The organism is Cyanobacteria bacterium FACHB-DQ100 (genome assembly GCA_014695195.1).
Classification (GTDB): Bacteria; Cyanobacteriota; Cyanobacteriia; order Leptolyngbyales; family Leptolyngbyaceae; genus Leptolyngbya.
On the sequence record JACJNW010000028.1, the window covers coordinates 274,331 to 296,535 of the forward strand.

Here is a 22,205-nt window from a genome sequence, read left to right on the forward strand (position 1 = left end):
ATTTTGACGCATCATCGGAGGCGAGCATGACATATACGATCGCGATGACGAACATGAAAGGCGGAGTCGGTAAAACAACTCTATCCGTCAACTTGGCAGCTTGTTTGGCAAAGTATCACCAAAAGCGAGTTCTTCTAGTCGATCTGGACACTCAAATCAGCGCAACTCTGAGCTTGATGCCGCCCGCAGACTTCGCGAGACTGCGTAACGATAAGCGCACCTTAAGACACCTGATTCAAAGCGCAATCACTTCAGACCCAAAACTGCCGCAAGTCGTTCCAGATGCGATTCACAAATATGTGTGTCAGCTAAAAGGCTTTGATCTGCTGCCAGGTGATATTGATTTATATGATGAATTTCTGGTTTCCCAGATGCTGCACAAAACAGCGCTACAAAAGCAGGAAACCGATTTTGAGCACGTTTGGAATGTGTTTGAAAAGAACCTGATTCAGAAAGTTCTTGCGCCGATCGCGAACGATTACGACCTGATTTTGCTCGATTGTGCTCCAGGATATAACCTGATTACTCGGAGTGCCTTACTTGCGAGTCGTTTCTACTTAATTCCCGCAAGACCTGAGCCACTTTCGCTCATCGGAATTCAGCTTCTAGAGCGCCGAATTAACAAGCTGAAAGAGATGCACAAAACAGATTTAACTCAGGTCGATTTAGATCTACTTGGAATTGCCTTCTCGCTGTCTGGAAATATCTTGACCAGCCGCTATTATGGGCAAGTGATGAAGCGGTTGAACGAAGATTTTAGCGAAGCGAAGTTATTCAAAACGCGCATTCCGTCGGATGTAAATGTTTCAAAAGCGATCGATAGTTTTTCACCTGTGGTACTGACCAATCCCGGAACTGCGGGATCGAAGGCGTTTGTGATGCTGGCTCAAGAAGTGCTGCAAAAATTATCGACGTTGACGCGCAGTCAAGCCTTAGAGAAGAAAATGTCGCTGTCGTCTCTGAATTGAGCCGATTCAAGCAGGATGAGTTCATCAAGCCCCTCGTCGAGTGCGGGGGGCGCGCCGTATAATCGACGCGCCATTCGATGAATCACTGCATCGGGAACTTGGCGATCGCGCATTCGATTGCGCTCTAAGCAGACCTCGATCGGTGGATTAATCCAAACTCCAGTGATATGAGTGAAGCCGGATTTTCGAGCAAGCGCGATCGCGGCTCGTCTCTGTTTTCTCACGGCATTCGTGGCATCGTAGATGGCGAACTCAATTTCACCGGATCGAATCGCGCTGACGGCTTGCTGAAACTGCGATCGCACCTTTAGCCAAATTTTGAGCCAACTTCCCTGAACGGCTTCGTCTCCGAACAGTTGAGCGCGGATAGTATCGGTTGAAATCATGCACGAACGCAGGGAGCGGGCGTAAGTTGATTTCCCGCTCCCTGGTAAGCCAATGAGTAGAATTAAGCGAACCCTAGATGATGGTTCCGTCGGGAATCACCGCACCTTTTAATGTCACAACAATTCCACTGCGAATGTAGAAACCGAGATTCTCGCGATCGGCTTCTTGAACTCGATCTTTATTCACGATCTGCACATTGCAGCCGATGTGAGCGTTTTTGTCGATAATCGCTCGACGGATAATCGTGTCCGATCCAATCCCAAGTGGGACTCCGGGACTGCTGCAATCGAGTCCCGACTGGCGCTCAGCCTGACCTTCATAGAAGTCAGCCCCCATAATTAACGAGTCCTCGATTACCGAATTGGCTTCGATTCTCGATCGCACTCCCAATACCGAATGATGCACCCGACAGTTCTTTAAGATGCAGCCCTCACCGATGATCGATTCGGTGACGTGCGAATCGAGAAACTTGCTCGGCGGTAAAAAGCGCTGACGAGTGTAGATCGGTGCGGTTTCGTCGTAGAAGCTAAAGGGTGGGCGGGGTTGCTGCGTGAGTGCCAAATTGGACTCATAGAACGCTTCGATCGTCCCAATGTCTTCCCAGTAGTCGTTAAACAGATAGGCTTGAACGTTGTAGTTCTGAGCAGAACTCGGAATAATCTCTTTGCCAAAGTCTGTTTGGCTGGGAGCTTCTTTCAGCAGTTGTTCGAGCACTTCTCTCTTGAAAACGTAGATCCCCATTGAAGCAATGTAGGGGCTTTGACGAGCTTCTTCGGGCGTTAGACCCAGCACTGTTGTATCCACCTGCATTGCTTTGAGAGCATCGCCTTTGGGCTTTTCGCTAAAGTCGATCACTCGTCCATTCTGATCAATCTTCATCAAGCCAAAGTCCGAGGCGCGAGCTTCATCGATCGGCACAACCGACAGGGTAATATCTGCACCCGTATCGCGATGGCGCTGCACGAATTCGCGGTAATCCATTCGGTACAAATGATCACCAGAAAGGATCAAATATTCTTCGATATCCCATTCTTGAAACAGCCAAATATACTGGCGTACAGCATCAGCAGTCCCCTGGAACCAGTTCGGGTTTTCGGCAGTTTGTTGAGCAGCAAGAACCTCAACAAATCCTTCGCTAAAGCTAGAGAAGTTATAGGCGCGGCTCAAGTGGCGATTAAGAGAAGCGGAATTGAATTGAGTCAGAACGTAGATCTTAAAAATTTCGGAATTGATACAGTTACTAACGGGAATATCAATTAATCGATACTTTCCGGCTAATGGGACGGCTGGTTTTGCCCGTTGTTTGGTCAACGGATATAAACGGGTTCCAGCACCCCCTCCCAGGATAATTGCTAATACCTTCTTCACAGATTAACCTCGCAGTTCCACTTCGACTCCCATCCTTAGTGTCTGTCTGGATGGCAAAGTTGACAAGGGGTTTCGGTCAGAGAATTGCAATTGGGGATCGATCGAGGAAAATTTTTTATCGGTTTGCAATCTGCGATACATCCGCTAATCGAAAATTGAGAGAAATGGTAACTTTAGAGTGATGTAAAGTTCTGCGAGACCTCCCTTGAATTCTCTGCGCCGCACCCCTTTGTATGAGTTAGCGATCGAGCTAAATGCCCGCATGACCGGATTTTCGGGTTGGGAAATGCCTGTGCAATTTAGCGGAATTACCCAGGAGCATCATGCGGTGCGATCGAATGCGGGAATGTTCGACATTTCGCACATGGGCAAGTTCACGCTCACGGGTAAAAGTGTGCTGCCCCAAATTCAGAAGCTTGTTCCCTCGGATTTAAGCCGCCTACAGCCGGGGCAAGCCCAATACACGGTGCTGCTGAATCCACAGGGCGGAATTATCGATGATCTGATTTTTTATTTTCAAGGGGACGATCGCTGGGTTGTAATTGTGAATGCGGCAACCACTCAGAAAGATCGCGATTGGTTGTTAGCGAATCTAACCGATGTTGAGTTTCAGGATCTTTCCGATGCTCAAGCGCTGATTGCGGTGCAAGGAAAGAAAGCGGTTGAGCATTTGAACGCGATCGTGGATCAAGATCTCTCGCACATCAAACCGTTTGGACATCTAGAAACATCCATTCTGGGTCATCGTGCCTTTATTGCACGAACCGGATATACCGGAGAAGATGGATTTGAAGTCATGCTTGATCCGCAGGGTGCGATCGATCTCTGGCGATCGCTGCTGGAAACGGGTGTCACGCCTTGCGGATTGGGAGCGCGGGATACGTTGCGATTAGAAGCAGCAATGGCGCTTTACGGGCAGGATATCAACGATTCGACGACTCCACTCGAAGCGGGGTTGGGATGGCTGGTACATTTTGATACGAAGGGCGATTTTATTGGGCGATCGATCCTCGAAGACCAAAAGCAAAACGGGGTCAAAAAACGGCTCGTCGGCTTACAAATGCAAGGGCGAAATATTGCCCGTCACGATTACCCGATTTTTTCAGACGGAGAAGCCGTGGGAATCGTCACCAGTGGAACCTTAGCGCCGACCGTCGGACAAGCGATCGCCCTGGGTTACGTCCCGACTGAATTATCAAAACCAGGACAACTGCTCGAAATCGGCATTCGCGGGAAAAACTATGGCGCGATCGTCGTCAAGCGTCCGTTCTACCGCGCAACGAAATAGAATAAGAAGTGCAATTTGACCCCTGATCGCTCATGGCATTTGAATATCCTGACACTCTGAAATACACCGACTCCCACGAATACGCCAAAGTTGACGACTACACCGTTACGATCGGGATTACGGCGTTCGCGATCGATGAGCTTGGCGATATTGTGTTTCTGGAATTGCCGGAACCAGGGGACACGGTTGAAAAAGGCGAAAGATTCGGCACGATCGAATCCGTCAAAGCGGTAGAAGATTTGAAAGCTCCGGTAAGCGGTACGGTGCTGGAAGTCAACACCGAGATGATGGACGCACCGGAGAAATTAGTTGATGATCCCTACGAGGCAGGTTGGCTGATCAAAGTGAGTGCAAGCGATGTTTCGGAGCTAGAAGATGCGCTGTCTGCCGATGAATATCGCAGTATGGTCGAGGGAAGCTGAGATTCTCTCCGTAATTTCCGAAATCTACTCCGTAAATTCACGATAGCTTTACACCCGCTAGTTTCGCTAGCGGGTTAATTATTGCAGAATGTTTCTAACTAATTTTGATATCTTTAACGTTCATGGTATTGACGCTCCACGTTTTTAGTTTCAAAGCCGAATTCTAGAAGCTCCACTTTGTCACCCTAAACCGCTCACCCTCTATGTCTGAACCCACAGTGACTGCGCCTTTTGACTATGATCGCGCTTCTTTCGATCTCGATGCTTCTGAATCTTCCGATCGCACTCCCGCACAAACTGAATTAACTTACACCGATCAATTTGTCGATCGCCATATCGGGGTGCGGGGTGCGGAAATTCAAGCGATGCTTCAGGTGTTGGGCTTGAACTCGATCTCAGATCTAATCGATAAAGCTGTTCCTCAAAGCATTAGGATCAAGCGTCCGCTCCAGATCGAATCGGGACGAAGCGAGTATGAAATGCTGAAAGAACTCAAAGCGATCGCCGTCAAAAATCAGGTGATGCGATCGTTTATCGGCATGGGCTACTCGAATTGCATTACACCTCCGGTGATTCAGCGCAACATTTTAGAGAATCCCGGCTGGTACACGCAGTACACGCCCTATCAGCCCGAAATCGCTCAAGGTCGTCTCGAAGCGCTGCTCAACTTTCAGACGATGGTGATGGATTTGACTGGACTGGAAATCGCTAATGCCTCGTTGCTGGATGAAGGAACGGCAGCCGCCGAAGCGATGGCAATGAGTTTTGGACTGGTCAAAAACAGTGCAAAAACTTTCTGGGTGTCGAGCGCGTGTCATCCGCAAACGATCGAAGTCATTCAAACTCGCGCGATTCCGCTTGGGATTCAGGTGATTGTGGGAGACCACCGCACGTTTGAATTTGATACGCCAATCTTCGGGGCATTGCTGCAATATCCAGCGACCGATGGCGCAATTTATGACTATTCCGAGTTTGTCGATCGCGCTCATCAAGCGGGTGCATTGGTCACGGTTGCTGCGGATTTGCTTAGTTTGACGCTGCTAAAACCACCTGGAGAATTTGGCGCGGATATTGCGATCGGAAATACTCAGCGTTTCGGTGTTCCTCTGGGTTACGGAGGCCCTCATGCTGCTTACTTTGCGACCAGAGAAGCTTACAAGCGCCAGCTCCCCGGAAGATTAGTCGGAGTGTCAAAAGATCGAAATGGTCAACCTGCATTAAGACTGGCGCTGCAAACTCGCGAACAACATATCCGACGCGACAAAGCGACGAGCAATATTTGTACCGCGCAAGTTTTACTAGCAGTGATTGCGGGAATGTATGCCGTTTATCATGGCGCGTCTGGATTGAAACAGATCGCTGATCGCGTTCACCGCCTGACCGTACAGTTGGCGATCGCCCTTCAACAAGCTGGCTTCAAACTCGGAACTGAGCCTTACTTTGATACCTTGCGCATCGAAGTTCCGGGTAAGGCGGATCAGGTCTTGGCGCAGGCTTTGAAGCAAGGCATTAACTTACGCAAGATCGACGCAGATACGATCGGAGTTTCGATCGATGAAACCGTTTCGCAAACCGATTTGATCAATATTCTGAGGAGTTTTAGCGATCGCGCAACCCTGCGCGAAATTCCCGCCGCTCGGATTCCCACTCAATTCGTGCGAGGCTCAGACTATCTGACCCATCCGACGTTTTCGGCTTATCGATCGGAAACCGAATTGCTCCGCTATATGTATCGCTTGCAGTCGCGAGATTTATCACTCACTTCTGCGATGATTCCGCTTGGTTCTTGTACGATGAAACTGAATGCGACGGCGGAAATGGTGCCCATTACCTGGGCAGAATTCGGACAACTGCATCCGTTTGCACCGATCGACCAAACGCAGGGTTATCAGGAACTCTTCAAACAGCTTGAATCCTGGCTGTCTGAAATCACCGGATTTGCAGGAATCTCACTGCAACCGAATGCGGGATCTCAAGGTGAATATGCTGGACTCTTGGTAATTCGGCAATATCATCAAAGTCGTGGGGATACGCATCGCAATATCTGTCTGATTCCACAATCGGCACATGGAACGAATCCGGCGAGTGCAGTTATGGCGGGCATGAAAGTAGTGGCGATCGCCTGTGACAGCGAAGGCAATATCGATTTAGACGATCTCAGAACCAAAGCCGAACAGCATCGCGAAAACCTTGCCGCCTTGATGGTGACGTATCCTTCAACGCATGGTGTGTTTGAAGAAGGCATTCGGGAGATTTGTACAATCGTGCATGAAAACGGCGGACAAGTTTATATGGACGGCGCAAACATGAATGCACAGGTGGGATTATGCCGTCCTGGTGATTTTGGTGCGGATGTCTGTCATTTGAATCTGCATAAAACCTTCTGCATTCCGCATGGGGGCGGCGGGCCGGGAGTGGGGCCGATCGGCGTTGCTTCCCATCTTGTGCCCTTCTTGCCGAATCACTCGATCGTTCCCACCAGCACAGACCAAGGAATCGGAGCGGTATCGGCGGCTCCTTGGGGCAGTGCGAGTATTCTGCCAATTTCGTGGATGTACATTGCGATGATGGGCGGGCGCGGCTTGACCGAAGCCACCGAGATTGCGATTCTCAACGCCAACTATATTGCCAAACGCCTCGAAGGACATTATCCGGTGTTGTACAAAGGCAAAAATGGCTTAGTGGCGCATGAGTGCATTCTCGATCTGCGGGAGTTCAAAAAGAGCGCAGAAATCGAAGTCGATGACATTGCCAAACGGCTAATCGATTACGGATTCCATCCGCCGACCGTCTCTTGGCCCGTTGCTGGAACCGTCATGGTCGAACCCACCGAGAGCGAATCTCAAGCAGAACTCGATCGCTTCTGTGATGCCATGATTGCGATTCGCGAAGAGATCCGAGAGATCGAAACCGGAAAGGTCGATCGCGATAATAATCTCCTCAAGAATGCACCGCACACCGTTGCCGATTTAACGGCTGAAACTTGGGATCGTCCCTACTCCCGCTCTGAAGCCATTTTCCCAACGGCTTGGACTCGTGCGAACAAGTTCTATCCCGCCGTAGGCAGAATTGACAATGCGTATGGTGATCGCAATCTAGTCTGTTCCTGCTTACCGATGGACGCTTACGAAAGCTAGATCACTCAAAAACCTCCGAGTTTGACGATTCGGAGGTTCAATCTTTAAATCTGAGGCTTACCGCCCTGCACAAATCACCGATCGCATCCGTCTCAAATTCACAGGCAGATCCAACCGGATTGCCTGCTCGATCAAAAAACTTGGAACTGGAATCGTCGGAGTCGCCTGCACTGCATAAGTCAGAATCGTTCCTTCCGCATATGACTGTAGCTGCAAATCGGCAGTAAAATCGCTGAAACTTCCAGATTCCAAGAAGAACTGAACTCGCTGCTGATGAGTTTCGAGAACATTCAGTGTGATTTCAACTTGAGCCGTAAAGATCAAAAACGCTTTACTTGCGGCTTGATAAATTCGCTTGGTGCGCTGTGAAATCACTTGCCGCACTTCGCTGCGCGTCACCTCTGGAAAATACTGCGTCCAGCGCGGATAATCCGTCACCTGCTCCCAAACTAGAGTCGGCGCGATCGGTAAATACATCTGTGCAGTAACAGCCCCTCCCCAAGCAGAATGCGGCTTTGTTTTCAGCAAAATCTCACCTTGCATCAAAGCAGACTCGCGTACCAAGGTCATCATGTCTAAACACTCCTCATTCACACGATCTGATCAACCGACACAATAGCAAGCATTCCGTAAAACAATTGTATTCAACTGATGAAGATCTGAGAAAGTCTGCCTATAGTGATAGAGACTAATTGAGAGAAGCATCGATTACCTTATGAATCAACCCAGCAATTCCAGAGCAATTGTTTATATTGTTGTCCTCGCCCTCACCGCGATCGTGTGGATTTTGCGCGGTGTCGGATTGCTTACATTTTTGCCTGGTTTTATCTTATGGATATTGATTGGTTTATCGATTGTACTCACGATCGTCAATGGCTTAATTGAAGTGCGTTAATCATAAAAATGTTACTTCCGTTACGCTGAGAACAATGCAGGAGAAAACCTTTCTCTAGGGAGATTGGTCACAGAATCAAGACCGCAATAATAACCGTATCTGAAATCCTATGACCGGACTTGATTCTTAATTAATTTACTATTATGACCTCTACTGCTTTACCGACCCGTGGACAACTGGAGCGGACACTTTCGCAGCGCGTACAAGCCTTTTATCGGACTCAACTCGGACACCAACCGAGTCGCGTCAGTTGCCATATCGCAGACGGCAAAGTGATTATCGTGCTAGAAGACGCAATTACTAAGCCTGAAAGATTACTACTTGAAACGGGACAAGAAGAACTTGCAGAGAAGGTGCATGACGATCTAGACAAAGCGCTGCACCCACAATTGACAGTCCTGATCGAAGAAGTCGTCGATGTCAAGGTGATTGATATTCTCAGCGATGCTACGTTTGACACGGGACGCAGCGGGACGATCGTAGTGCTGGAAAAAGCCCCCCAAGTGCGCGAATCTCACTCCCGTCGCCTTAGAGACGACAACACTGAGGTAGATGACGATTAACCACGGCTTGTAGCTCATCTAAATCGTAGGGTTTAGCCAGATAATCATCGCAGCCAGAGTCAAGAATGCGATCGCGGTCTTCGGTTCTGGCAAGTGCAGTGAGAGCAACGATCGGAATTCCAGCCGTACTGGGAGCTTGCCTCAATCGCTGAATCACCTCAATTCCATTGATGTCAGGCAGCAATATATCTAGCAGAATTAAGCTTGGCTGGTTGTGTTGTGCAAGGTGAACCGCAGCTTCGCCTGTTTCAGCGGTGACGACAGCACACTCGGTCAGGCTGGTAAGCTGATACTCTAACAAAACGAGGTTATCAACACTATCATCCACTACAAGCACGATCGGTCTACTTAAGGAAGTGCGTAAATCCATATCTAATGAGTTCATATTAAGGCTATGTCCGATCCGTTCTACAACTTCCAACTCACTACGAGAAGGTAAAGCATTTTCAAGAGCGGCAGACATCGCTCTTAATTTGATCCGTGTTGACAATTGGGCTAATGTAATTGGGCTAATGTAGGCGACTTTCATCCTAGCGGACGACTTCTCTGGCTAGTTGCGAATGCAAGAGATGCGGCTCAATTGCTACCATATGTTGCTTCGGTCGCGTACCTCTTATGATATAGCAAGCATTTTTTGTATCTGAGCTTACCGAAAAAACTTAACCTTTCTGAAATATTTGCCGATCTCGTCATCAGGGTTAATCTTTCTCTACAGCTTGAGCAGCACGTTAATACTTTAACGATCGCGAACAATTGCAAATTTAATCATAGTTTACTGATCGTTTTACACAATTGTTGGGAGAATTGTAATAGAGATATTTGCTAAAACAAAGTAGCGATCTACACGGTTTAGACTCTAATTATAAAGAAATGATTAACTTAAGCTTCAATCCGTGCGATCGCATTCTGTAGATTCCTAAAAATTAGGGAGGAAGGGCTATGGCGATCGCAACCGTAAACCCCACAACCGGAGAAGTGGTAAAAACGTTTGAAGCGCTCTCGACTGTAGAAATTCAGCAGAAAATCGAGGCGGCGCACTCCCGGTTTTTGCAGTATCGTTCTGTTCCGCTGGATCAGCGTGCACGCTGGCTTTCCGAAGCAGCAAATATTTTGGAAAGAGAGCGAGATCGCTTCGGTGAATTAATCACTCTAGAAATGGGTAAGCCGCTGAAAGCCGCGATCGCAGAAGTCGAGAAATCTGCGTCGGTTTGTCGGTTTTATGCAGAACAGGCTGCCGAATTTCTAGCCGATGTGCCGATTCAAACTCAAGCTGCGTCTAGTTTTGTGCGCTATCAACCGCTGGGCGTGATTTTAGCGGTGATGCCGTGGAATTTTCCGTTTTGGCAAGTGTTTCGATTTGCGGCTCCGGCTTTGATGGCGGGAAATGTGGGACTGCTCAAACACGCCTCGAATGTGCCGCAATGTGCCGTTGCGATCGAGGAAGTGTTCGTTCGCGCTGGCTTTCCGGCTGGCGCATTCCAAACGTTACTGGTGGGTGCGGATAAAGTGGCGATGATTGTCGAAGACGATCGCGTTAAAGCAGCAACCCTAACTGGAAGTGAACCCGCTGGAGCGAGTCTTGCGGCGATCGCGGGCAAGCACATCAAAAAAGTCGTTCTAGAGCTTGGCGGCAGTGATCCGTTTATTGTGATGCCGAGCGCAGATTTAGACCAAGCAGTCAAAACGGCGGTCGCGGCTCGAATGCTCAACAGTGGGCAATCTTGCATCGCAGCAAAGCGCTTTATCGTGGCCGACGCGATCGCCGATCAATTCCTCGATCGTTTAGTTGAGCAGTACAAAGCGCTGAAAGTCGGCGATCCAATGTTGCCGGAAACCGAAATTGGCCCCTTAGCAACCCCAGACATTCTGCAAGATCTCGATCAGCAAGTTCAGACCTCGATTCAGCAGGGCGCAAAAGTGCTAATCGGTGGGGAACCGTTGCGTGATCGACCCGGAAACTTCTATGCCCCCACGATTCTGACTGACATTCCCAAAGGCTGTATTGCAGAGTATGACGAGTTTTTTGGGCCGGTTGCGCTGGTGTTTCGGGTGCCAGATTTAGACAGTGCGATCGCTCGTGCAAATGATTCACCGTTTGGATTAGGGGCAAGTGCTTGGACGCAAGACGAAACGGAGCGCGAACGGTTAATCGAAGAAATTGAATCTGGCTCAGTGTTTATCAATGCGATGGTGAAATCCGATGTGAAGCTACCATTTGGTGGCATCAAGCGATCGGGGTTTGGGCGGGAACTAGGGCGCGAAGGCATCCACGAGTTTGTCAACATCAAAACTATCTGGGTGCAATAGATAGAAAGTCTTTTAGATCATTAAATCTGGGCTATCACTATACGAAGCGAATCCCTAGCCCTTTACTTTGGAGGACGAGCATGAACACGGCAGAACTATTAGTCCGGTGTTTGGAAGCAGAAGGCGTTGAGTATATCTTCGGTCTACCCGGAGAAGAAAATCTTCATGTGCTAGAAGCGCTGCAAAACTCATCAATCCGGTTTATCACCACGCGACATGAGCAAGGTGCAGCATTTATGGCAGATGTCTACGGGCGGCTCACCGGAAGGGCGGGGGTTTGTCTTTCCACGTTAGGGCCTGGGGCCACGAATTTGATGACCGGCGTGGCAGATGCGAACCTCGATCGCGCTCCGTTAGTTGCAATCACGGGGCAGGTGGGCACCGATCGAATGCACATCGAATCGCATCAATACCTCGATTTAGTGGCCATGTTTGCGCCTGTTACCAAGTGGAACACACAAATCGTGCGACCCAGTAACACGGCTGAGATTGTTCGCAAAGCCTTCAAGATTGCTCAAACTGAAAAGCCCGGAGCGGTTCACATCGACTTACCGGAAAACATTGCAGCGATGCCTGTAGATGGAAGGCCGCTCACCTCTGACAACATTGAGAAGACCTTTGCTTCGTTCCGCAGTATCGAGAAAGCTGCTAACGCCATCAATGATGCAGCCAATCCATTAATTCTGGTAGGAAATGGGGCAATTCGCAGCAATGCAAGTGAAATGCTGACTAAGTTTGCGACTCGATTAAACATTCCGGTTGCAAATACGTTTATGGGCAAAGGAGTCATTCCTTACCCGCATCCGTTGGCGCTTTGGGCGGTGGGGTTACAACAGCGAGATTATATTAGCTGCGGATTTGATCAAGCCGATTTAGTCATCGCGATCGGCTATGACTTAGTAGAATACTCGCCGAAAAAGTGGAACCCAGGCGGCAGAATTCCGGTGATTCACATTGGCAGTACGCCTGCTGAAGTCGATAGTAGCTATATGCCGATCGCAGAAGTTGTCGGTGACATTTCCGATTCGCTGCAAGAGATTTTGTATCGTTGCGATCGCGATGGCAAACCCGACCCACAAGCGCTCGGCTTACGTCCTGAGATTCGCAGCGATTATGCTCAATATGCGAATGATGATGGCTTTCCGATCAAGCCGCAGAAGCTCATTTACGATTTACGGCAAGTGATGGGCACAGATGACATTGTGATCTCGGATGTGGGCGCTCATAAGATGTGGATGGCGCGGCATTATCACTGTCATCGCCCGAATACCTGCATTATCTCGAATGGATTTGCGGCAATGGGAATTGCGATTCCGGGCGCGATCGCGGCGAAGTTAGTGCATCCCGATCGTAAAGTGGTTGCAGTCACCGGAGATGGTGGTTTTATGATGAACTGTCAGGAGCTTGAAACGGCGCTGAGAGTTGGAACTGCCTTTGTGACGATTATCTTTAACGATGGCGGCTATGGCTTGATCGAGTGGAAGCAAGAGAACCAGTTTGGACACTCATCGTTTATCAAGTTCGGCAATCCAGATTTCGTCAAATTTGCCGAAAGTATGGGGCTGAAAGGCTATCGGGTTGAATCGGTGGCGGATTTGATTCCAACTCTTAAAGAAGCGCTCGAACAAGACGTTCCCGCAGTGATTGACTGTCCAGTAGACTATCGAGAGAATCTACGATTTACACAGAAAGCAGGCGATCTGAGCTGCCCAATTTAGCCACGCTTCCGAGTGGGGTCGATCGCGGTTAGGTTCCATTCGTCTCCGCTCTGTTGGGCTAATCGCCAAGTTTGAGTTTTTCCTTCGATTTGACGCTGCAGATACAGATCGAAGATGTTATCCACTTGCTTGTCCTGGCGCTTCGACTGCTTCAGGGTGAAATCATACTCGCCTTTAACGTGATACCCATCAAATCCTTCGATTTTGAGCGGAGTTTGATCCGTGATTTTGACGCGATCGATCGTCACTTTCGGAGCGGAAGTGAGTTTAAGCTGCTGACTAATTTCTTGTTGGGTGCGATCGACTGTAATTGCGATCGCTTTTTTCAACACTGCACCCGGAACCGAGTAGCGCCCACCGCAGGCAGTCAAGCCAACTGCAAGGACAATCGCTAGGATAATTTGTATCGCTCGTTTCACGGTCATAGCTCCTATGTTTAAGCAGGCGTTTGGTGTCGATGAGTCTCTCTACCGCTATATTCTCTCAAACTCGCTGCAAGAATCAGACATTCTCGCGCAACTTCGCGAAGAAACTGCACAACTGCCTCAAGCCCGAATGCAGATTTCACCCGATCAAGGTCAACTCATGGCGCTGCTGGTGCGATCGATCCAAGCGAAAAAAGCTCTAGAAGTCGGAGTCTTTACCGGATACAGTTCGCTTTGTGTGGCAATGGCACTTCCCCCCAATGGAAAACTGATTGCTTGTGATGTGAGTGAGCAATATACGACAATCGCCCGCCGCTATTGGGCAATGGCAAATGTTTCAGACAAAATCGAATTGCACCTCGCACCCGCGATCGACACGCTCGATCGCCTGCTTCAAGATCAAACAGAAACTTTCGATTTTGCCTTTATTGATGCGGATAAAGGCAACTATGCAAACTACTACGATCGAGCGATTCAACTGGTGCGCCCTGGCGGATTAATTGCGATCGATAATGTGTTGTGGTCGGGTCGTGTGGCAGACGAAACCGATCACGATAAGATTACCAACACCATTCGCGCCTTTAATGCCAAAGTGGCGCAAGACGATCGCGTCTGGATCAGTCTATTGCCAATCGCCGATGGATTAACGTTAGCCCTGAAGAAATGAAATCTGGATATACCTTACCTGTTTTTGCTTGTGCCTCTGCGATCGCTGCTCTGCACCACCTTCGACACGGAATCGCGATCGATCAGGTTGAGCTTGATTTAATTAATCCGGCTCAAATTGTTCAGATCGCGATCGATCAGGTTGCGAAATTAAGTAAAAATTCTGCGTTAGCAATCACTCGCAGCGATCCGGGTGACAATCTCGACCTCACCCGCAATACGCCTGTTTGGGCAATGGTGGAATTAGAGACAAGTGCTGCGATTGGAGATCTCGGAGGCCCCCTAAATCCCCCACGAGTGGGGGACTTTGATGTTTCCGATAATGTAGAGAGAATTACGATCGTCGGCGGTGAAGGCGTTGGACAGCGATCGGATCAACAAGCTGCCATCTACGCTTACGCTCAACAGCTAATTCTCACCAACTTAAATCGGTTGCTTCATGCTGGAGAATCGCTGCGCGTCACCTTAATCTTGCCTGAAGGTCGGCAACTGGCAAAACGCACCTCAAACGAAGCGTTCGGAGTCGTTGAAGGCTTATCGCTGCTTGGAACTTCGGGCATTGCTCAACCGCTCAGCGCTCCCGACCAGCTCGAACAATTTCGCGCAGAACTTCAGGAAAAATCAAAGCGATTTGACACCCTCGTTTTTTGCATTGGAGAGAATGGTTTGGATCTTGCCGCAAAATTGGGCATCGATCGCGATCGCACCCTCAAAACTGCGAATTGGATCGGGTCTCTCTTAGTCGAGGCGGGAATTCAGCAAGTGAAATCAATCCTCCTATTTGGCTATCACGGTAAATTAATGAAACTTGCAGGTGGCATCTTTCATACCCATCATCATGTTGCCGATGCTCGACAAGAAATTCTCACCGCTCATGCTGCAAAAGTGGGAATCGATCCAGCAGATTTGCAAGCCATTCTTGCCAGCGCTACGGCTGAAGACGGATTGAAATACTTAAGAAATTTAGGAAAAGAAATCGAAGTTTATACCTCGATCGCCCAAACGATCGACGATCGTGCCCAGCATTACATCTTTACCCACAGTGAGGCAACCGTTGAGGTCGGTAGTATTTTGTTCGATCGTGCTCGGCAGATTTTGGTAAAAAGCAGAAAAGCAACCCAACTGCTTGAGTCCGTTTGCTAATGTGATTAGAATAGCCAGAATATCTAAAACGATTCATTTTTTACCGCTCTTCAAAACGCCCGTTTATCGTCGGTTTGACTCTCGTTCATTTCATCAGGAAACTCCCGTGACTCCACACACTGACCCGTCTGTTCTGGATACCCCGATCGTATCTACTTCAGATTTGGATGCGCTCGATCGTCAAATGATCGTGATTCTCGATTTTGGGTCGCAATATTCAGAACTGATTGCCCGCCGCATTCGCGAAACCCAAGTCTATTCTGAAGTTCTGTCGTATCGCACCACGATCGAACAGTTGCGCCAACTCAACCCCAAGGGCATTATCCTATCCGGTGGCCCAAATTCGGTTTATGACAATGGCGCACCGCATTGTGATGCGGGAATTTGGCAGCTTGGCATTCCCGTTCTGGGAGTCTGCTACGGAATGCAACTGATGGTGCAACAGCTTGGCGGCAATGTCGAACGCAGCGATCGCGGCGAATACGGCAAAGCAAATCTCGCGATCGATGATCCGACCGATTTGCTTACCAATGTCGAAGATGGCTCGATCATGTGGATGAGCCATGGTGACTCAGTGACGCAACTTCCATCTGGATTTGAGATCCTCGCTCACACGGCGAATACGCCTTGTGCTGCCATTGCCGAACACGATCGTAAACTCTACGGCGTACAGTTCCACCCGGAAGTGGTGCATTCTCAATACGGACAAGCTTTAATCCGTAACTTTGTCTACCACATCTGCGAATGTGAGCCGACCTGGACAACCGATGCGTTTGTCGAAGAAGCGATTCGCGAAATTCGTGCCAAAGTTGGGGATAAGCGAGTGCTGTTAGCGCTGTCTGGCGGCGTGGATTCCTCAACGCTGGCATTCCTGCTGCATCGAGCGATCGGCGATCAACTCACCTGTATGTTTATCGACCAAGGCTTCATGCGAAAGCTAGAGCCAGAACGCTTAGTGAAGCTGTTTCATGAGCAGTTTCATATCGATGTTGCCTATGTGAACGCTCGCGATCGTTTCTTGGCAGCGGTCGAGGGTATCACCGATCCTGAAGAAAAACGCAAACGCATCGGGCACGAATTCATCCGCGTGTTTGAAGCAGAATCGAAGCGGTTAGGGCCGTTCGATTATCTCGCTCAAGGGACGCTTTACCCGGACGTGATTGAATCTGCAGATACTAACGTTGATCCAAAAACCGGAGAACGAGTCGCAGTCAAAATCAAGAGCCATCACAATGTCGGTGGACTGCCAAAAGATCTGCAATTCAAGCTGATCGAACCGTTGCGGAAACTGTTCAAAGACGAAGTACGAAAGGTTGGTCGATCGATCGGTCTGCCTGAAGAGATCGTCAATCGTCAGCCCTTCCCTGGCCCCGGTCTAGCGATTCGGATTTTGGGCGAAGTGAACGAAGAAAAGCTGAACATTCTGCGGGATGCCGATCTAATCGTGCGTCAGGAAATCAATCGCGCAGGCATTTACCACGATGTATGGCAAGCTTTTGCCGTCTTGCTGCCTGTGCGAAGCGTCGGAGTGATGGGAGATCAACGCACTTATGCTTATCCGATCGTGCTGCGCTGCGTCAAGAGCGAAGACGGCATGACCGCAGACTGGGCGCGAATTCCCTACGATCTGCTTGAAACCATTTCCAACCGCATTGTGAACGAAGTCAAGGGTGTGAACCGTGTGGTTTACGACATCACCTCGAAGCCACCGGGAACGATCGAGTGGGAATAAGTAGAAACGGCACGATCGCCCTCAATTAATCAAGGGCGATCGGACGGTTGCACACGACTGATCATTGCAGAATTTCTCGTAGTGACGCGATTAATCGCGTCACTACAATCTGAACCTAGAATTGAGAAGCTGCATTCGACTCGATATGGCACCCCACCACAGGCATCCCCCCGGTCACGGTCATACCCACCGGACTAATTCTTACAATCGCGCTTTTATTGTCAGTGTCACGCTGAATGCTGGTTTTGTCGTTGCTGAAGTGGTGTATGGACTTTTAGCTAACTCTCTAGCGCTGCTTGCGGATGCAGGACACAATCTCAGCGACGTTTTAGGATTATTACTGGCTTGGGGGGCGAGTATTTTAGCGCGTCGTCAACCGACTCCCCGACGCACGTTTGGATTTCGCCGATCGTCAATCTTAGCCGCTTTGCTCAATGCAACGTTTCTCCTCATTGCCTGTGGTGGCATTGGCTTAGAAGCGATCCAACGATTTCACACTCCAGCACCCGTTGAAGGTGGAACGATTATTTTGGTAGCAGCGATCGGGATTGCGGTGAATACGATCAGTGCGCTGATGTTCGTGTCGGGACGCAGCTCTGATCTGAATATTCGCGGCGCATTTTTGCATTTAGCCGCCGATGCGCTGGTTTCGCTGGGCGTGGTGCTAACTGGGATTGCAATTCTGATGACTGGATGGCAGTGGCTTGATCCGATCGTCAGTTTGGCAATTACGATCGTGATTGTGATCGGGACATGGCAACTGTTTCAAGAATCGTTTAATCTCATGCTGGATGCAGTTCCAGAAGAGATTGAACCGCTTGCGGTGCGAACGTACCTTGCAGAGCGTCCTGGTGTCGCTCAGGTGCATGATTTGCACATTTGGGCGATGAGTACAACCGAGGTGGCGCTAACGGCTCATTTGATCACCCCGGCTGGGCATCCGGGAGATGCCTTCTTAGCTGAACTCTGCCGCGAGTTGCATGATCATTTCGGCATCGAACACGCCACAATTCAAATCGAGCTTGGTGATCCAAGTACAGCTTGTGCTGTAGCTTGTGAAGATGCCATCCAATAAATAGAGGGATGCCCCGGTGGAACATCCCTCAAAAAGATTCTATTGGGTTAGAAACTAGGCGAGTATTCAGCGCTTACGCGATCGCTGCAATCTTCACATCACTGGTGCTGAGCAATTCTTGCAGTTCGTCTGAATCCACCGTTTCTTTCTCAACTAGCATTTCAGCCAGTTTGTCGAGAACCGGACGATTTTGAACCAGAACCGCTTTAGCGCGACGATACGCTTGCTCGACCAAGTTCCGCACTTCGTCATCGATCGCGGCTGCGGTTTCTTCCGAGAAGTCGCGTTCTGCGGCAATGTCCCGACCGAGAAACATATTGCCTTGCTGACGACCAAGCGCTACCGGGCCTAAACGATCGCTCATTCCAAAGCGTGTCACCATCTGCTTCGCCACTCGTGCCACTTGCTGAAGGTCATTCGATGCGCCTGTGGTCACTTCTTCTTCACCAAAGACGATCTCTTCAGCAATCCGACCACCGAGTGCAACTGCCATCTGGTTTTGCAGGTAGGAGCGGGAGTATAAGCCCGAATCCATCCGGTCTTCGCTCGGTGTGAACCAAGTTAAACCACCTGCACGACCGCGAGGAATGATGCTGATTTTTTGAACTGGATCGTAATCGGGCATTAACGCACCGACTAATGCATGACCTGCTTCGTGGTAAGCGACTAGCTCTTTACGCTTTTCGCTCATGACGCGATCTTTCTTCTCAGGTCCAGCGAGGACGCGATCGATGGCATCGTTAATTTCGTCCATCGAAACTTCGGTCAGATTGCGACGAGCCGCCAGAATCGCGGCTTCGTTCAGCAAGTTCGACAAGTCTGCTCCGGTAAATCCAGGAGTCCGACGGGCGATCTTTTCAAGATCAACATCTTTCGACAGGGTTTTGCCGCGAGCGTGGACGTTGAGCACTTCCAAACGACCTGCGTAATCAGGACGATCGACCACCACTTGACGGTCAAACCGACCCGGACGCAAGAGCGCAGCATCCAGCACATCAGGGCGGTTCGTTGCCGCGATGATGATGATTCCGGTGTTGCCTTCAAACCCGTCCATCTCGGTAAGAAGTTGGTTCAGGGTTTGCTCCCGTTCATCGTTTCCGCCACCGAGACCTGCGCCCCGTTGACGACCAACCGCATCAATTTCATCAATAAAGACGATACAAGGTGCGTTGGTTTTTGCTTGCTCAAACAGATCGCGGACGCGGGAAGCTCCCACACCGACGAACATCTCAACGAACTCAGAACCCGAAATTGAGAAGAACGGTACACCTGCTTCACCTGCAACTGCTTTTGCCAGCAAGGTTTTACCGGTTCCGGGAGGGCCGACAAGCAGGACACCCTTGGGAATTTTTGCGCCAATTGCGGTAAAGCGATCGGCATTCTTCAAGAAGTCCACGACTTCATTGAGTTCGAGTTTTGCCTGGTCAATCCCTGCCACATCATTAAATGTGACTTGGGTTTGAGGTTCCATTTGAACTCTAGCTTTGGATTTGCCGAAGTTCATGGCTTGGCTACCCGGCCCGTTTTGAGCACGGCGCAACAGGAAGAATAGACCCACAAGCAGCAAGATCGGGAAGAACAGGCTGCTGACGGCGCGGAGCCAGAAGTCGTTGCCATCGGTTGCAGGCAGGACAGAAATATCAACGTTGTTGCGGGTCAGAATGCTAATGAGTTCGGGGTCGCTGGGTAGATTAACTAGAATCCGGCTACCGTCTTGGGACTGCACCAAGGCGCGCGAGCGATCGGAACTCAAACTTACTTTATTGACGTTATTTTTTTCAACTTCTTGAATAAACTGGCTGTAGCGCCAAGTTTCACGTGTTTGGGGTTGCTTATCAAAGACCGCCGTTGCTAAGGCAATCACGACGATCGCTAAAAGCGCATATAGCCCTGCATTTCTCCACCGCTTGTTCACCGGGGTGTATCCTCCTGAAAATAGGAATGAAAAGGGATCTCAGATTTGTATTGTTAATTTATATTACTGCTTATTAAGGCAGCTTGCATGGATCTGCAAGAAATCTGAGAATCACTGGTTTATCCAATTTAACGTAATGATTTGATAATGGACTTCGATTTCTGGGGCAAATTGCGATGCAGCTAAGCTTTTGTATCATTGTCAAAAATGAAGAGCAGAATTTGCCGCAATGCTTGAGGAGTGTGCAGGATTGGGTCGATGAAATGATTGTGTTAGATACGGGATCGAGCGATCGTACCGTTGAAATTGCTCGATCGTTTGGGGCACAAGTTCACTCTTTTGATTGGTGTAATGATTTCTCAGCAGCGCGGAATGAGTGCTTGAAGTATGCTCAGGACGATTGGGTATTAGTGCTGGATGCAGATGAAACTTTAGTGCCTGAAGTTGCGCCGATTTTGCGAAGCGCGATCGAGCAGGAGGAGTATTTAGTCTTTAATTTAGTCCGGAGGGAAGTTGGAGCCGCACAATCGCCGTACTCGCTAGTTTCTCGATTGTTTCGGCGGCATCCTGAACTTTGGTTTTCTCGTCCCTATCACGAGATGATTGATGATCAGGTGTTGTTGTTGTTGCAGCACGAACCGCACTGGAAAATTGGAGCAGTTTCAGAAGTTGCAATTCTGCATGAAGGCTATCAGGCGGACGTGATCGCGGGGCGCGACAAGGTGAATAGAGCACGATCGACCATGGAAGCCTTCCTCGCTGCTCATCCGAATGATCCTTATGTTTGTAGCAAGCTGGGTGCGCTCTATGTTGGAGTGGGTGAAACTGCAAAAGGAATCGAGCTTTTAGAGCGGGGATTATCGGCGGTCGAAGATGCTTCGACAAAATACGAACTGCATTATCATCTGGGTGTTGTGTATTCAGAGCTAAATGAGATAGAGAAAGCGGCACAACAGTATCAGGAAGCGATTCGGCAGGCAGTTCTACCAAAACTTAAGCTAGGAGCAATCAATAACTTTGCAAGCCTGCTGAAGGACTGTGGTGATCTGCAAAATGCAGCGCTTCTTTATCAACAAGCTTTAGACATTGATCCAACTTTCGCGATCGCATATTGCAATTTAGGTGCAACGCTCAAAGCAATGGGACAGTTCACCACCGCGATCGACCATTATCATCAAGCCATTGCACTCAATCCGAACTATGCAGAAGCTTATCAAAATCTCGGTGTGGTGTTGCTGAACCTGGGTCGAGTTCCTCAAAGCTTAGAGGCATTCCGAACTGCGATCGCGCTACATCAACAACAAAATCCTTCTGAAGCTGAAAGACTCAAGCTTGGTTTAAGAGAGATGGGACTATGGTGAAACATTGGTACAACGGCAGCGCGATCGAGGGCGACCAAATTCAACTCTCAATCAATGATCCAGGCTTAATTTATGGTGCAACGACGTTTACAACATTGCGAGTGTATCAATCCCTGGATCACGCTTTAACTCAGTGGGATGAACATTGTGAGCGATTGAAGACCACGATCGCAGCCTTTCACTGGCAAGATCCAAACTGGAACAACATTCGCTCTGGTGCAGAATGGATGGCGCTTCACTATCCAACGCTGAGAGTTGTTGTGTTTCCAGATGGGCGAGAATGGATTACGGGTCGATTGCTCCCTTCTGATTTAGCTCAGCGTCAACAGCAAGGCATTACTGCTTGGGTAGCAGAATCAGAACTGAGTCGATCGCTGCCTCAACATAAAACCGGGAACTATCTCGCGCCTTGGCTTGCACTGCAAACCGCGCAGCAATTGAATGCTCAAGAAGCAATTTTGATTGATCAGCATGGAAACTGGCTCGAATCAAGCACGGGGACGCTTTGGGGCTGGAAAGACGATCGCTGGTGGACACCACCTTTAAGCACGGGCATCTTACCCGGATTATTGCGCTCGCGCTTAGTTCCAGAACTATCACCGATCGAGGAAGCTTGGACGGCTGAAGTGGTGAAGGGATTTGAAGCGATCGCCTATACGAACTGTGTGATGGAACTGATTCCGATTCATACGGTGATCGATCGCGACCAAAAGTATCACTACAATTCGGCTCATACAAAATTTCAGCAAATCAGAAATCTCTTTCTGACCAACTCTACCGACTTGTAGGAAGGCGCGGGATGTTGCACAGTTAAGGAAGAATAGCGCGTTATCTA

20 protein-coding genes are annotated in these 22,205 nt (G+C 49.3%); 14 read left to right on the forward strand and 6 right to left on the reverse strand.

Features of this window, described 5'->3' with window-relative positions; genetic code table 11:
- Positions 1-26 precede the first annotated feature (26 nt).
- Positions 27-968, forward strand: coding sequence for a ParA family protein (locus tag H6F51_12465; GenBank protein MBD1823293.1), 942 nt, complete (start codon positions 27-29; stop codon positions 966-968).
- Here H6F51_12465 and H6F51_12470 read toward each other — a convergent pair.
- Complete coding sequence (locus H6F51_12470) at positions 926-1,417, reverse strand: AAA family ATPase (GenBank protein ID MBD1823294.1); 492 nt, start codon at positions 1,415-1,417, stop codon at positions 926-928. The two genes, H6F51_12465 and H6F51_12470, sit on opposite strands and share 43 nt — an antisense overlap.
- Positions 1,418-1,427: 10 nt before the next feature.
- Positions 1,428-2,723 (reverse strand): glucose-1-phosphate adenylyltransferase, encoded by a 1,296-nt coding sequence (locus H6F51_12475; protein ID MBD1823295.1) that lies wholly within the window; start codon positions 2,721-2,723, stop codon positions 1,428-1,430.
- 205 nt (positions 2,724-2,928) lie between these two features.
- On the opposite strand from H6F51_12475, the gene gcvT reads away from it, so the two are divergent.
- The 3 genes from gcvT (at position 2,929) to gcvP (ending at position 7,570) form a co-directional block, all read left to right on the forward strand.
- Entirely contained in the window at positions 2,929-4,011 is a 1,083-nt protein-coding gene (gene gcvT / locus H6F51_12480) for a glycine cleavage system aminomethyltransferase GcvT (protein ID MBD1823296.1), read from the forward strand.
- A 32-nt stretch (positions 4,012-4,043) separates the two neighbouring features.
- Positions 4,044-4,433 (forward strand): glycine cleavage system protein GcvH, encoded by a 390-nt coding sequence (gcvH, locus tag H6F51_12485; GenBank protein MBD1823297.1) that lies wholly within the window; start codon positions 4,044-4,046, stop codon positions 4,431-4,433.
- 203 nt (positions 4,434-4,636) lie between these two features.
- Complete coding sequence (gene gcvP / locus H6F51_12490) at positions 4,637-7,570, forward strand: aminomethyl-transferring glycine dehydrogenase (protein MBD1823298.1); 2,934 nt, start codon at positions 4,637-4,639, stop codon at positions 7,568-7,570.
- A gap of 57 nt (positions 7,571-7,627) precedes the next feature.
- Here the strand turns inward: gcvP and H6F51_12495 are convergent, their stop codons facing one another.
- Positions 7,628-8,143, reverse strand: a complete 516-nt coding sequence (locus tag H6F51_12495) for an SRPBCC family protein (protein MBD1823299.1) — start codon at positions 8,141-8,143, stop codon at positions 7,628-7,630.
- A gap of 142 nt (positions 8,144-8,285) precedes the next feature.
- Here H6F51_12495 and H6F51_12500 point away from each other — a divergent pair, with 142 nt between their 5' ends.
- Both H6F51_12500 and H6F51_12505 read left to right on the forward strand, forming a co-directional pair.
- On the forward strand, positions 8,286-8,465 hold the full coding sequence (locus H6F51_12500; GenBank protein MBD1823300.1) for a hypothetical protein: 180 nt from the start codon (positions 8,286-8,288) through the stop codon (positions 8,463-8,465).
- Between the two features lie 143 nt (positions 8,466-8,608).
- Positions 8,609-9,028, forward strand: a complete 420-nt coding sequence (locus H6F51_12505; protein ID MBD1823301.1) for a DUF2294 domain-containing protein — start codon at positions 8,609-8,611, stop codon at positions 9,026-9,028.
- Here the strand turns inward: H6F51_12505 and H6F51_12510 are convergent.
- The gene (locus H6F51_12510; protein MBD1823302.1) at positions 8,994-9,398 is read right to left on the reverse strand and encodes a response regulator; all 405 of its coding nucleotides are present in this window, start codon (positions 9,396-9,398) and stop codon (positions 8,994-8,996) included. The genes H6F51_12505 and H6F51_12510 overlap by 35 nt on opposite strands.
- A 569-nt stretch (positions 9,399-9,967) precedes the next feature.
- Here H6F51_12510 and H6F51_12515 point away from each other — a divergent pair.
- Together H6F51_12515 and H6F51_12520 are read left to right on the forward strand one after the other, a co-directional pair.
- Positions 9,968-11,335, forward strand: coding sequence for an NAD-dependent succinate-semialdehyde dehydrogenase (locus tag H6F51_12515; GenBank protein MBD1823303.1), 1,368 nt, complete (start codon positions 9,968-9,970; stop codon positions 11,333-11,335).
- An 80-nt stretch (positions 11,336-11,415) separates the two neighbouring features.
- Complete coding sequence (locus tag H6F51_12520) at positions 11,416-13,053, forward strand: acetolactate synthase large subunit (GenBank protein ID MBD1823304.1); 1,638 nt, start codon at positions 11,416-11,418, stop codon at positions 13,051-13,053.
- Here the strand turns inward: H6F51_12520 and H6F51_12525 are convergent.
- The gene (locus H6F51_12525) at positions 13,050-13,478 is read right to left on the reverse strand and encodes a hypothetical protein (GenBank protein MBD1823305.1); all 429 of its coding nucleotides are present in this window, start codon (positions 13,476-13,478) and stop codon (positions 13,050-13,052) included. The two genes, H6F51_12520 and H6F51_12525, sit on opposite strands and share 4 nt — an antisense overlap.
- Positions 13,479-13,485: 7 nt before the next feature.
- Here H6F51_12525 and H6F51_12530 point away from each other — a divergent pair, with 7 nt between their 5' ends.
- The 4 genes from H6F51_12530 to H6F51_12545 all read left to right on the forward strand — a co-directional run bounded on the left by H6F51_12530 (position 13,486) and on the right by H6F51_12545 (position 18,094).
- The gene (locus H6F51_12530; GenBank protein MBD1823306.1) at positions 13,486-14,145 is read left to right on the forward strand and encodes a class I SAM-dependent methyltransferase; all 660 of its coding nucleotides are present in this window, start codon (positions 13,486-13,488) and stop codon (positions 14,143-14,145) included.
- Positions 14,142-15,287, forward strand: a complete 1,146-nt coding sequence (locus H6F51_12535; GenBank protein MBD1823307.1) for a cobalt-precorrin-5B (C(1))-methyltransferase — start codon at positions 14,142-14,144, stop codon at positions 15,285-15,287. The genes H6F51_12530 and H6F51_12535 overlap by 4 nt, the downstream gene beginning before the upstream one ends.
- 184 nt (positions 15,288-15,471) lie before the next feature.
- Positions 15,472-17,019: a glutamine-hydrolyzing GMP synthase gene (guaA, locus tag H6F51_12540; GenBank protein ID MBD1823308.1), complete on the forward strand. Its 1,548-nt coding sequence runs from the start codon at positions 15,472-15,474 to the stop codon at positions 17,017-17,019.
- Between the two features lie 145 nt (positions 17,020-17,164).
- Positions 17,165-18,094 carry a cation transporter gene (locus H6F51_12545; protein ID MBD1823309.1) on the forward strand — a complete coding sequence of 310 codons (930 nt, stop codon included), beginning with the start codon at positions 17,165-17,167 and terminating at the stop codon, positions 18,092-18,094.
- A gap of 73 nt (positions 18,095-18,167) precedes the next feature.
- On the opposite strand, the gene H6F51_12550 is transcribed toward H6F51_12545, so the two are convergent.
- Positions 18,168-20,009, reverse strand: coding sequence for an ATP-dependent metallopeptidase FtsH/Yme1/Tma family protein (locus H6F51_12550; GenBank protein ID MBD1823310.1), 1,842 nt, complete (start codon positions 20,007-20,009; stop codon positions 18,168-18,170).
- Positions 20,010-20,185: 176 nt separating this feature from the next.
- On the opposite strand from H6F51_12550, the gene H6F51_12555 reads away from it, so the two are divergent.
- The gene (locus H6F51_12555) at positions 20,186-21,370 is read left to right on the forward strand and encodes a tetratricopeptide repeat protein (GenBank protein MBD1823311.1); all 1,185 of its coding nucleotides are present in this window, start codon (positions 20,186-20,188) and stop codon (positions 21,368-21,370) included.
- Positions 21,364-22,158, forward strand: coding sequence for an aminotransferase class IV (locus tag H6F51_12560; GenBank protein ID MBD1823312.1), 795 nt, complete (start codon positions 21,364-21,366; stop codon positions 22,156-22,158). Before H6F51_12555 ends, H6F51_12560 begins: the two co-directional genes overlap by 7 nt.
- Positions 22,159-22,205: the final 47 nt, after the last annotated feature.

Coding starts and splice junctions, on each gene's coding strand:
- H6F51_12525 (MBD1823305.1), bottom strand. CDS start 13,478: ATGACCGTGAAACGAGCGATACAAATTATCCTAGCGATTGTCCTTGCA.
- H6F51_12465 (MBD1823293.1), top strand. CDS start 27: ATGACATATACGATCGCGATGACGAACATGAAAGGCGGAGTCGGTAAA.
- H6F51_12505 (MBD1823301.1), top strand. CDS start 8,609: ATGACCTCTACTGCTTTACCGACCCGTGGACAACTGGAGCGGACACTT.
- gcvH (MBD1823297.1), top strand. CDS start 4,044: ATGGCATTTGAATATCCTGACACTCTGAAATACACCGACTCCCACGAA.
- guaA (MBD1823308.1), top strand. CDS start 15,472: ATGATCGTGATTCTCGATTTTGGGTCGCAATATTCAGAACTGATTGCC.
- H6F51_12535 (MBD1823307.1), top strand. CDS start 14,142: ATGAAATCTGGATATACCTTACCTGTTTTTGCTTGTGCCTCTGCGATC.
- H6F51_12545 (MBD1823309.1), top strand. CDS start 17,165: ATGGCACCCCACCACAGGCATCCCCCCGGTCACGGTCATACCCACCGG.
- H6F51_12495 (MBD1823299.1), bottom strand. CDS start 8,143: ATGATGACCTTGGTACGCGAGTCTGCTTTGATGCAAGGTGAGATTTTG.
- H6F51_12530 (MBD1823306.1), top strand. CDS start 13,486: ATGTTTAAGCAGGCGTTTGGTGTCGATGAGTCTCTCTACCGCTATATT.
- H6F51_12560 (MBD1823312.1), top strand. CDS start 21,364: ATGGTGAAACATTGGTACAACGGCAGCGCGATCGAGGGCGACCAAATT.
- H6F51_12555 (MBD1823311.1), top strand. CDS start 20,186: ATGCAGCTAAGCTTTTGTATCATTGTCAAAAATGAAGAGCAGAATTTG.
- H6F51_12500 (MBD1823300.1), top strand. CDS start 8,286: ATGAATCAACCCAGCAATTCCAGAGCAATTGTTTATATTGTTGTCCTC.
- H6F51_12515 (MBD1823303.1), top strand. CDS start 9,968: ATGGCGATCGCAACCGTAAACCCCACAACCGGAGAAGTGGTAAAAACG.
- gcvP (MBD1823298.1), top strand. CDS start 4,637: ATGTCTGAACCCACAGTGACTGCGCCTTTTGACTATGATCGCGCTTCT.
- H6F51_12510 (MBD1823302.1), bottom strand. CDS start 9,398: ATGGATTTACGCACTTCCTTAAGTAGACCGATCGTGCTTGTAGTGGAT.
- H6F51_12520 (MBD1823304.1), top strand. CDS start 11,416: ATGAACACGGCAGAACTATTAGTCCGGTGTTTGGAAGCAGAAGGCGTT.